General features: G+C 68.6%; 6 protein-coding genes. All 6 read left to right on the top strand.

Annotation, left to right across the window (positions count from 1 at the left end; translation table 11 throughout):
- Positions 1-1,458 precede the first annotated feature (1,458 nt).
- The 6 genes from dnaN to gyrA all read left to right on the top strand — a co-directional run bounded on the left by dnaN (position 1,459) and on the right by gyrA (position 11,840).
- Positions 1,459-2,592 carry a DNA polymerase III subunit beta gene (gene dnaN / locus LY13_RS22090; RefSeq protein WP_253829732.1) on the top strand — a complete coding sequence of 378 codons (1,134 nt, stop codon included), beginning with the start codon at positions 1,459-1,461 and terminating at the stop codon, positions 2,590-2,592.
- The gene (gene gnd, locus LY13_RS22085; RefSeq protein WP_301299314.1) at positions 2,589-3,536 is read left to right on the top strand and encodes a phosphogluconate dehydrogenase (NAD(+)-dependent, decarboxylating); all 948 of its coding nucleotides are present in this window, start codon (positions 2,589-2,591) and stop codon (positions 3,534-3,536) included. The genes dnaN and gnd overlap by 4 nt, the downstream gene beginning before the upstream one ends.
- A gap of 21 nt (positions 3,537-3,557) precedes the next feature.
- Positions 3,558-4,709, top strand: coding sequence for a DNA replication/repair protein RecF (gene recF / locus LY13_RS22080; RefSeq protein WP_253829734.1), 1,152 nt, complete (start codon positions 3,558-3,560; stop codon positions 4,707-4,709).
- Positions 4,710-5,094: 385 nt separating this feature from the next.
- The gene (locus LY13_RS22075; RefSeq protein WP_253829821.1) at positions 5,095-5,628 is read left to right on the top strand and encodes a DciA family protein; all 534 of its coding nucleotides are present in this window, start codon (positions 5,095-5,097) and stop codon (positions 5,626-5,628) included.
- A gap of 282 nt (positions 5,629-5,910) precedes the next feature.
- Positions 5,911-7,875, top strand: a complete 1,965-nt coding sequence (gene gyrB / locus LY13_RS22070; protein ID WP_253829735.1) for a DNA topoisomerase (ATP-hydrolyzing) subunit B — start codon at positions 5,911-5,913, stop codon at positions 7,873-7,875.
- Between the two features lie 53 nt (positions 7,876-7,928).
- The gene (gene gyrA / locus LY13_RS22065) at positions 7,929-11,840 is read left to right on the top strand and encodes an intein-containing DNA gyrase subunit A (protein ID WP_253829736.1); all 3,912 of its coding nucleotides are present in this window, start codon (positions 7,929-7,931) and stop codon (positions 11,838-11,840) included.
- Positions 11,841-11,853: the final 13 nt, after the last annotated feature.

The following is an 11,853-nucleotide window of genomic DNA, read 5'->3' as shown; positions in this document are numbered from 1 at the left end:
CGTGTTGCGTTTCCCGGGGACCGTGTTGCGCTTTCCGGGGCGGGTGTTGCGCCTTCAGGGCACCGCCACCGTCCCTGACAACGCGCGGACACGAACGGTCCCCGCGCGTGTTCTGCGCCCGCCCGTCGCCCGACCGCCGGCCCCAACCGCCGCGCTGACGCGCTTCTTCCCGCGTGATCTGCACCCGGTACGCGCGGATCAGACCACCGGGCGCGGCACCGAAGCGGCCTGTGAACCCGCGTACCAGAACCGCGTACCGAGGTCGCGTCCCGGCCCCACTGCACCCACGCGGACTGCGCGCACAGCTACGCGGTCGCACCGGCCAGGCTCGCCCAAGGGGGAGGCCGGACCAGCCCCGGCAGAGGACCCGCACGCGGCCGGTCGGACACCCGATCGCGTGGCAGTGCACCACGATGCCGCCTCCACTCGGCCGCTCGAGCAGCCCCGAGCCGCCCCGTGCCGGCCTCGAACGGCGCCGCGCCGACCGAGAACGGCGTCCGTAACCGCCCTCGCTCAGCCGTCGAACCGCCTTCGGACGAGCCGAGAACACCCGCGGATCGCGTCTCGTCAGCCTTCGAACCGGTTCCCGACGCCGTCGTGACGCCCTCTCCGGCCGGTCCGTCCACTGTGAACAGGCGGCCTTCGTCGGTTTCCGCGTCACAACGCGAAAACCGCTCACTCCCGATCTTCGACCCGGTTGTCCACCGGAGGTCCACAGCATCCACAGGGTTGTCCGCACCCTGTCCGCAGGATGTCCACCGACGCCCTGACCGGAACGCTGCACCTCAGGCGGCCCCCTGCCACCGCAGCTGTGCACGAATGAGCTGGGAAAACATCCCCACTGTGTGGAAATCCTTGTGTGCCAAGAAATCCGTCACCCCTGCGGGCGATCTGTCTCACGTCCGCCGCTCACAGGCCTTGGGCACAACCGTCCCCACAACTGGGGACAACCATGGGGACAACTACCGGCCGCCTGAGGACGGTTCACACCACCCACATCGACCCCCGAACGGTCCACCGGTTGCCGCCCCCTGTCCTCCACACGCCGCCACGCCTGCCGACCTGGGCGAACGAGCCCCGTCCACACAACTCACAACGCTTACTACTACGGCTGGACAAAAGATCTCTCTTAGAAGAACAGAAGAAAAAGAGAAGGCCGTGGAAGATGGGGACGAACCCGCCGGCGGGCCCGTGGCCCGATATGACCCGCAGCGGTCCCAGGCTCTACCGTGGAGACCCACACATCCGGTCCGCTCGAGCAGCGGGTCTCCATGTCGGTCGGTTCCGGCCCGTCCCCGGGTCCGGAGCGCAGATGCATCGACATGTCGACACGCTGTACGTTGGCGGACCCGCTACAGCCACGGTCCGGGCTCACCTCGAACCACGAGGGGATCCGGCAGGTGGTCGTTTGTCGTCTTTCGAGCTACGGCGGCTCGGGCCGTCGAAAGGATGGGCGCCATGAAGATCCGCGTCGAGCGTGATGGCCTCGCTGACGCCGTCGCCTGGGTGGCACGCAGCCTCCCGTCCCGGCCTCCGGTTCCGGTGCTGGGCGGAGTGCTGCTGGACGCCGGTGGTGACGGTGGTTCGGATGCGCTGACGGTGTCCGGTTTCGACTACGAGGTGTCCGCGACGGTCGGCGTCCCCGCGACGATCGCCGACGGTGGGCGCACCCTGGTGTCCGGCCGGCTGCTCGCCGACATCACCAAGGCGCTGCCCGCCCAGCCGGTGGAGATCGCCGTCGACGGGGCGCGCGCCTCGATCACCTGCGGCAGCGCCCGGTTCTCCCTGCCGACGATGCCGGTCGAGGACTACCCGCAGCTGCCCGCCCAGCCGGACCTGGCGGGCGAGGTCGCGGGTGAGGCGTTCGCGCAGGCGGTGGCGCAGGTCGCCGTCGCCGCGGGCAAGGACGACACGCTCCCGATGCTCACCGGTATGCGCGTCGAGATCTCCGGCGAGAACCTCACGCTCGTCGCCACGGACCGGTTCCGGTTGGCCATGAAGGAGTTCAACTGGTCGCCCGCGCAGGAGCTGGGTGACGCCTCCGTGCTGGTCCCGGCCCGTACGCTCGCCGATGCCGCGAAATCGCTCGGCACGAGCGGGTCGACGGTGCAGGTCGGTCTCGCCAGCGGTGACGGTCTGCTCGGCCTGACCGGGTCCGGGAAGTACACGACGACCCGCCTGCTCGACGCCGAGTTCCCGCCCTACCGCCAGCTGCTGCCGAGCGAGCACAGTTGCCGCGCCGTCATCGACGTGTCGACGTTGGCCGAGGCCATCAAGCGGGTGTCGCTCGTGGCCGAGCGGGGTACGCAGGTACGGCTGGAGTTCGGTGACGGCTCGCTGCGGCTGTCGGCGGGTGGCGACGACGAGGGAAGCGCCGAGGAGGAACTGCCCGTCGATTTCGAGGGCGAGCCGGTGGCGATCGCGTTCAACCCGGGCTACCTCGCCGACGGGCTCGCCGCGTTGCACGCGGACCGTGCGGAGCTGACGTTCACCACGCCCAACCGGCCCGCGCTGATCAAGCCGGCCGACGAGAACGGCGACGTGGTGCCCGGCTACCTGTACCTGCTCATGCCTGTGCGGCTGCCCGGCTGAATCCACCCGGCAGTCACAGCAAGCACACGCGACAACCAAGGGAAAGCATTTCGATGGTGCAGCTCGGACTGGTCGGCCTCGGGAAGATGGGCTTCAACATGCGCGAGCGGCTGCGCGCCGCCGGGCACGAGGTGGTCGGGTTCGACCGCAACCCCGAGGTCAGTGACGTCTCGTCGCTCGCGGACCTGGTCAAGGCGCTCGACGCGCCGCGCATCGTGTGGGTGATGGTGCCCGCGGGCGAGCCGACCAAGGCGACGGTCGCGGAGCTGGGGGACCTGATGGCGAGCGGCGATCTCGTCATCGACGGCGGCAACTCGCGGTTCACCGAGGACAGTCACAACGCGGCGGTGCTCGCCGAACAGGGCGTGAAGTACGTCGACGTCGGCGTGTCCGGTGGCGTGTGGGGCAAGGACAACGGCTACGGCCTCATGGCGGGCGGTGACGAGTCGGACATCGAGCGTGCGATGCCGGTCTTCGACGCGCTGCGCCCGGAGGGTCCGCGGGACGAGGGCTTCGCCCACGCGGGAGGTGTCGGTGCCGGTCACTACGCGAAGATGGTGCACAACGGCATCGAGTACGGCCTGATGCAGGCGTACGCGGAGGGCTTCGAACTGCTCGAGGCCTCCGACGTCGTCGACAACGTGCCCGGCGTGATCAAGGCTTGGCAGCGCGGCACGGTCGTCCGGTCGTGGTTGCTGGACCTGCTGATCCGTGCTGTCGAGGAAGACCCGCAGCTGGCCGAACTCGAAGGCTATGTCGAGGACTCGGGCGAGGGCCGGTGGACGCTCGAGGAGGCGATCAACAACTCGGTGCCCGCTCCGGTCATCTCGGCGGCGCTGTTCGCGCGGTTCGCCTCGCGGCAGGAGGACTCGTCGGCGATGCGTGCCGTGGCGGCGTTGCGCAACCAGTTCGGCGGGCACAGCGTCAAGAAGGCCGGCGAGTGACCGAGGCCGCCGGATAACGACGTGTACATCCGTCACCTGCAGGTGACCGATTTCCGCTCGTGGGACCACGTCGACGTGCCGCTGGAGCCGGGCCCGACCGTGCTGGTCGGGCAGAACGGCCGCGGGAAGACGAATCTCCTCGAGGCGATCGGTTACGTCGCCACGCTCTCCTCACACCGGGTCGCGAACGACGCGCCACTGGTGCGGCAGGGGTGTGAACGCGCGTTGGTGCGGACCGCGGTGGTCAACGAGGACCGTGAGCTGACGGTCGAGCTGGAGATCGCCGCGGGCCGCACCAACCGGGCGCGCGTGAACCGGGGTGCCGTCGGCAGGCCGCGGGACGTGCTGGGGATCCTGCGCACGGTGCTGTTCTCGCCGGAGGACCTGGCGCTGGTGCGCGGCGACCCCGCTGAACGCCGCAAGTTCCTCGACGAGCTGCTGGTGCAGCGCGCGCCGAGGTACGCGGGGGTGCGTTCGGACTACGACAAGGTGCTCAAGCAGCGCAACGCCCTGTTGAAGTCGGCGGGGAAGAAGCGTGGTGACGACCCGTACGCGGCGTCGACGCTGGACGTGTGGGACGACCACCTGTCGAAGGCCGGGGCGCAGCTGTTGGCGGCGAGGCTGAACCTGGTGGCCGACCTGGCGCCGCACACCGCCGAGGCGTACGCGGGGGTGGCGCCGGATTCGCGACCCGCCCGCATCGCGTACCGGTCGAGCCTCGGTGAGGCGCTGCCGGAGGGCTACGGCGAACCCGGTGGTGAACGGACGGACCCGGAGCGGCTCGCCGAGGTGCTGCGGCTGGCGCTCGGCGAGTCGCGCGCCGCGGAACTGGAACGTGGGGTAAGCCTGGTCGGACCGCACCGCGACGAGCTGGACCTGGTGCTCGGGGACACCCCGGCGAAGGGGTACGCGAGCCACGGCGAGTCGTGGTCGTTCGCGTTGGCGTTGCGGCTCGGTTCGTACGAGCTGTTGCGCGGCGAGGCAGGGGGTGAGCCGGTGCTGATGCTCGACGACGTGTTCGCCGAGTTGGACAAGCGGCGGCGGGCACGGCTGGCGGAGGTCGCGCTGGGTGCCGAACAGGTGCTCGTGACGGCCGCTGTGGACGAAGACGTGCCGACCGAGCTGACCGGCGTCCGCTTTGCGGTCGCGGAGGGTGAGGTAACACGTGACTGACGGCACCCGCAATACGGGAAATCAGCGACGCGGCGTGACCGCGAGCACAGCTAAACGTCGCCAAACTGGGGATAAGTCTGTGGACAGTGTGGATAACACCCTGGATTTGTTATCGCACTGGGTAACTGCAGACCATGATCAGACGGTCAATACTCCCCACGAGGGGGGACTCGGGCGCGAGAAGCCCGATCGAGCGACGGAGCGTGACCGTACCGCACCGACCGGAGCAGTCCCGGACGCGGGGTCGCCCACAGCACGTGGGGACAACCCGCACGGCGGCGGCCGCGGTGACGTTCCGTCCACAGGTGCCGCACCCTCCGCGACCGGCGCCGAGCAGCCCGGCCGAACAGCCGCCGCGCAGTCCTCGGACGGCGGAGCCACGGGCCTGCCCGAGACGACGGAAAGCGGCCGCGACCTGGCCCACTCGGTGTTGAAGGCCGCGCAGGACCGGGCGAAGAACCGGGGGCACGAACCGGGCAGGCGTAAGCCGGGGCCGCCGGGCAAACAGGGGCAGACGTCGCAGAACCCGCGCAGGCGCCGGTGGTCGGGCGCGGGCGCCGACGAACGCGACCCGCAGAGCCTCGGCCGGATCGCCGCCCGCATGGCGACCCAGTTCGGCTGGAGCGACCGGCTCGCGGGCGGCCACGTCTTCGGCAGGTGGGCCACCCTCGTGGGTGAAGACGTCGCGGAACACGCCCAGCCGGTGAGCCTCACCGACGGAGAACTGGTGGTCAGGGCTTCGTCCACCGCGTGGGCCACGCAGCTCCGGTTGCTGCAGCGCCAGCTCCTGGCGAAGATCGCCTCCGGTGTGGGACACGGCGTCGTCAAGCGCATGAAGATCCAGGGTCCGGCGGCTCCGAGCTGGCGAAAGGGGCCACGACACGTGTCCGGGAGGGGTCCCCGTGACACGTACGGCTGAACCCAACCGAGGAGCGGGCGTCCGATTTCTCCGACACGCGGCGTCGCTGATCGGGTCAGCCCCGGGACCCGATCAGGGTCGAGATCGTCGCTCTCTGGCGAAATCAGACGTGTCCTTGGTGCATGTGAGCGAGACTGGCCAAGTAAACTAGGACAGGTGGGCCGGATCGGCGCGCGGGAAACCCCGTGTGAGCGCGTGCGAGACGGTGAGCCGACAAGGTGCCCGCGTCCCAGATTTCCCGCGCGCGTGCGCGTGTGGCGATGGTGAGGAGAAGTCAGGCCGGTGGCAGAGAACCAGAACGAATACGGTGCGTCCTCCATCACGGTCCTCGAGGGTCTCGAGGCCGTCCGTAAGCGCCCCGGCATGTACATCGGGTCCACCGGTGAGCGCGGCCTGCACCACCTGATCCAGGAGGTCGTCGACAACTCCGTCGACGAGGCGATGGCGGGGTACGCGAGCACGGTCGAGGTCACGCTGATGGCCGACGGCGGTGTTCGCGTGGTCGACGACGGTCGCGGCATCCCGGTCGAACTGCACCCGAAGGAGCAGCGCCCGACCGTCGAGGTCGTGCTGACGGTGCTGCACGCAGGCGGCAAGTTCGACAGCGACTCGTACGCCGTCTCCGGTGGTCTGCACGGCGTCGGCGTGTCGGTGGTGAACGCGCTGTCGACGCAGCTCGACGTCGAGATCCACCGCGACGGGCGCACGTGGACGCAGCACTACAAGAACTCCGAGCCCGGTGAGCTCGTCGACGCGGGGCCCACCGACCAGACCGGCACGACCGTCACCTTCTGGGCGGACCCGGGCATCTTCGAGACCACCGAGTACAACGCCGAGACGGTCGCGCGCAGGCTGCAGGAGATGGCGTTCCTCAACAAGGGCCTGACGATCGTGCTCCGCGACGAGCGCGTGGCCGACGAGAACGGTGAGGACGCCACGGGCGAGGCCGCTCGCATCAAGGAGCGCACCTACCACTACCCGGGCGGGCTCGAGGACTTCGTCAAACACCTCAACAACACGAAGGACCCGATCCACCCGACGATCGTCGGGTTCGAGGCGGCGGGCGACGGCCTCGAGGTCGAGGTCGCGATGCAGTGGAACAACGGGTTCACGCCGTCGGTCTACACGTTCGCCAACACGATCAACACGCACGAGGGCGGCACCCACGAGGAGGGCTTCCGCGCGGCGCTGACCCGCGTGGTCAACGCCTACGCCCGCGACAAGAACCTCCTCAAGGAGAAGGACGCCAACCTCACCGGCGACGACGTCCGTGAAGGTCTGACCGCGATCATCTCGATCAAGCTCTCCGAGCCGCAGTTCGAGGGCCAGACCAAGACCAAGCTGGGCAACAGCGAGGCGAAGACGTTCGTGCAGACCAACGCGCACGAGTGGATCTCGGACTGGTTCCAGCGCAACCCCACCGAGGCCAAGGCCATCATCAACAAGGCCATCTCGAGTGCGCAGGCGCGCGACGCGGCCCGCAAGGCCCGTGACCTGGTGCGCCGCAAGGGCGCCATGGACATCGGCGGTCTGCCGGGCAAGCTCAAGGACTGCCGGTCGACCGACCCGGAGCAGTGCGAGCTCTACATCGTCGAGGGCGACTCGGCGGGTGGTTCGGCCAAGGAGGGCCGGGACTCGATGTTCCAGGCGATCCTCCCGATCCGCGGCAAGATCATCAACGTCGAGAAGGCCCGCATCGACCGCGTGCTCAAGAACGCCGAGGTGCAGTCGCTGATCACCGCGCTCGGCACCGGCATCCACGACGAGTTCGACATCTCGAAGCTGCGGTACCACAAGATCGTGCTGATGGCCGACGCCGACGTCGACGGCCAGCACATCCGCACCCTGCTGCTGACGCTGCTGTTCCGGTTCATGCGCCCGCTGATCGAGCACGGCTACGTCTACCTGGCGCAGCCGCCGCTCTACAAGATCAAGTGGCCGCGCGCCGAGGCGGAGTACGCCTACTCCGACCGTGAGCGGGACGGCCTGCTCGAGGCCGGCGCCGCGGCGGGCAAGAAGCTGCCGAAGGAGGACGGCATCCAGCGGTACAAGGGTCTCGGCGAGATGAACTCGGACGAACTGTGGGAGACCACGATGAACCCGGCCAGCCGGGTGCTGTTGCAGGTCAGCCTCGACGACGCCGCCACCGCCGACGAACTGTTCTCCGTCCTCATGGGCGAGGACGTCGACGCCCGCCGCTCGTTCATCACGCGTAACGCCAAGGCCGCCGGAATGCTCGACATCTGATCCGCGGAGCCCGCACCACCCACCCGGATCAGGTCTGAAAGGAACAACCAGCCGTGACCGAAACCCTGCCCCCCGACGGCCAGCACGGTCGTGTCGAGCCGGTCGATCTCCAGCAGGAGATGCAGAACTCGTACATCAATTACGCGATGAGCGTGATCGTGTCGCGAGCGCTGCCGGACGTGCGCGACGGGCTCAAACCGGTGCACCGCCGGGTGCTGTACTCGATGTACGACTCGGGGTTCCGGCCCGACCGCGGGTACAACAAGTGCTCCCGCGTCGTCGGCGACGTGATGGGCAACTACCACCCGCACGGTGACTCGGCGATCTACGACGCCCTCGTGCGGTTGGCGCAGTCCTGGTCGATGCGGTACCCGCTCATCGACGGCCAGGGCAACTTCGGCTCGCCGGGCAACGATCCGGCTGCCGCGATGAGGTACTGCGTCGTCGGCGACACCCGCGTAAAGCTGGCCGACGGCGCCACACCGCGGATCGACAGCATCGCGGCGGATGCGAAGCCGAACAGTGACAACCCGGTCGACCTCAAGGTCGCCGACCGCAACGGTGATCCGGTTCGCGCCGAGATGTTGTTCCACTCGGGTGACCACCCGACCCTCACGCTCGCCACGCGCGAAGGCTTCGAGCTCACCGGTACGCACAACCACCCGGTGCTGTGCCTGGTGAGCCTGGTCGGCGTGCCGACGCTGGTGTGGAAGCTCCTCGAGGAGGTCCGGCCGGGCGACAAGGTCGTCATGCAGCGCACCGAGGCCCCCGCCGACGGCCTGACGTCCGTGCACAGCTGGTCGGAAGGCCTGCTGGCCGGCGCGTTCGTGTCGGAGGGTTTCGCCTCCGCCGAGCGGGCCGGCTTCAACAACATCGACCGTGAGTTCTTCGACTACGTTCTCGCCGCCTACGACGACGTGATCGGCGGGCCGCGGTACACCTTCGAGCGGATGATCGAATCCGGTTCGACGTTGTACGAACTGGACGTACACGACATGTCCGCGTTCCGGGAGAGCCGCCTCGCCGAGATGATCGGCATGCGCAGTGCGGACAAGCGGGTTCCGGAGTTCGTGTGGTCGAGCGGGTCGACGGTCAAGCGTGCCTTCCTCGTCGGCCTGTTCACCGGCGACGGTTCGGTGTCGGCGCTGCCGCGCCGGTCCGTGCAGCTGTCGTACTCGACCTACAGCAAGCGCCTCGCTCACGACGTCCAGCAGCTGCTGCTCGAGTTCGGCGTCGTCGGCAAGCTCGTGGCCTACGACAAGGGCGAGTACAAGGTCGTCCTGACGAACCGTCGCGATGTCCGGTTGTTCGCCGAGCGGGTCGGCTTCGACCTGACGAAGACCCGCAAGCTCGAGACGATCCTCGACGGGCTGCCCGAGGACTCGCGTTCCATGTCGTCCGACCATGCGCCGTTCGTCGCCGAGTACATCCGCGCCAACGGGGCGGAGCGCTGGACGGAGCGGGACTGGCTGCGCAGGCACAACGTCGATCGCATCGCCCGGTGGGAGTCCCGTCGTGACGAGATCTCGGCCCGGATCACGAACACCGAGGTCCTCGACGTCGTCGAGCCGCTGGTCGACGGTCGGTACTACTACGCCGAGGTCGAATCCGTCACCGACGCCGGCGTGCAGCCGGTGTACAGCCTCCGGGTCGACTCCGACGACCACGCGTTCGTCACCGACGGTTTCGTCAGTCACAACACAGAATCCCGGCTCGACCCGCTCGCGATGGAGATGCTGCGGGAGATCGACGAGGAGACCGTCGATTTCTCCGACAACTACGACGGGCGGACGCAGGAGCCGGACGTCCTGCCGAGCCGGATCCCGAACCTGCTCGTCAACGGTGGTTCGGGCATCGCGGTGGGCATGGCGACGAACATCCCGCCGCACAACCTCCGCGAGGTCGCCGACGGCGTCATCTGGGCGCTCGACAACCCCGAGGCGGGCGAGGAGGAGACGCTCGCCGCGATGATGCAGCGCATCAAGGGGCCGGACTTCCCGACGCGCGGTCTGATCCTCGGCACGCAGGGCATCTCGGAGGCCTATCGCACGGGCCGCGGCTCGGTGCGGATGCGCGCGGTTGTCGAGGTCGAGGAGGACAACAAGGGCCGCACGACGCTGGTCTGCACGGAGCTGCCGTACCAGGTCAACCCGGACAACCTCGTCGAGAACATCGCGACGCTGGTGCGCGACGGCAAGCTCACGGGCATCGCCGACATCGCCGACGAGACGAACTCCCGCAGCGGTATGCGCATCGTCGTCACGCTCAAGCGCGACGCGGTCGCCAAGGTGGTGCTGAACAACCTCTACAAGCACACCCAGCTGCAGTACAACTTCGGCGTCAACATGCTGGCGCTGGTCGACGGTGTGCCGCGCACGCTGCGGCTCGACCAGATGATCCGGCACTACACGAACCACCAGCTCGACGTCATCGTCCGGCGCACCCGGTACCGGCTGCGCAAGGCCGAGGAACGCGCCCACATCCTGCGTGGTCTGGTCAAGGCGCTGGATCAGCTGGACGCGGTGATCGCGCTGATCCGGCGTTCGCCCACGGTCGACGAGGCACGCACGGGCCTGATCGAGCTGCTCGACATCGACGAGATCCAGGCCACGGCGATCCTCGACATGCAGCTGCGCCGGCTGGCCGCACTGGAACGTCAGAAGATCATCGACGAGCTGACCGAGATCGAGGCGAAGATCGCCGACCTCGAGGACATCCTCGCCAAGCCCGAGCGGCAGCGGCAGATCGTCAGGGACGAGCTCCGCGAGATCGTCGACAAGTGGGGCGACGAACGCCGCACGAAGATCATTCCCTACGACGGCGACGTGTCCGTCGAGGACCTGATCGCCGAAGAGGACGTCGTCGTCACCATCACCCGCACCGGGTACGCCAAGCGCACCAAGACGGATTCGTACCGTTCGCAGAAGCGCGGCGGCAAGGGTGTGCAGGGCGCGACGCTCAAGCAGGACGACATCGTCCAGCACTTCTTCGTCTGCTCGACGCACCACTGGCTGCTGTTCTTCACCAACAAGGGCCGCGTGTACCGCACGAAGGCCTACGACCTGCCGGAAGCCGGCCGGAACGCGCGTGGTCAGCACGTGGCGAACCTGCTCGCGTTCCAGCCGGACGAGGAGATCGCGGGCGTCATCCACATCCCGGACTACGAGGCCGCCGACTACCTGGTCCTGGCCACGCGGAACGGTCTGGTCAAGAAGTCCAAGCTGACCGACTTCGACTCGGCGCGTTCGGGCGGGCTGATCGCCGTCAACCTGCGTGAGGGCGACGAGCTCGTCGGCGCGGTGCTGGCCTCGGCCGACGACGACCTGCTGCTCGTGTCGGCGGAGGGCCAGTCCATCCGCTTCCACGCCACGGACGAGACGTTGCGCCCCATGGGCCGCGCCACGTCCGGTGTGCTGGGCATGCGGTTCAACGAGGGCGACGAGCTGTTGAAGATCAGCGTGGTCAAGCCCGACACGTTCCTGCTGGTCGCGACCGACGGCGGGTACGCCAAGCGGACCGACATCGAGGACTACCCGGTGCAGGGCCGCGGCGGCAAGGGTGTGCTGACCATCCAGCAGGACCGCAAGCGTGGCAGGCTGGTCGGTGCGCTCGTGGTCGAGTCCGACGACGAGCTGTACGCCATCACCTCCACCGGCGGGGTCATTCGGACGCGCGCCGACGACGTGCGCAAGGCCGGACGGCAGACCAAGGGTGTTCGGCTGATGAACCTCGACGAGGGAACGACGTTGCTGGCCGTCGCCCGCAATGCCGACAAGCCGTCGGACGTCCCCGAGGGTGAGGCCGCGGAGGACACCGCGGACACATCGGACGACGCGGGCGGCGCGGCTGATGGTGCTGTTACATCGGATGCGGCAGTCTCGGCGGAGGGGGAGACCGACCCCGCCGTGGCCGCCGACGACGAGACGTCCTCGGAGGGCGACGCTCCCCGGAACGAGCAAGAGTAAGCGGTAGGCACGA

It is taken from the genome of Prauserella aidingensis (genome assembly GCF_024171865.1).
Classification (GTDB): Bacteria; Actinomycetota; Actinomycetes; order Mycobacteriales; family Pseudonocardiaceae; genus Prauserella; species Prauserella aidingensis.
This window is presented reverse-complemented; position numbering and strand designations above follow the sequence as displayed.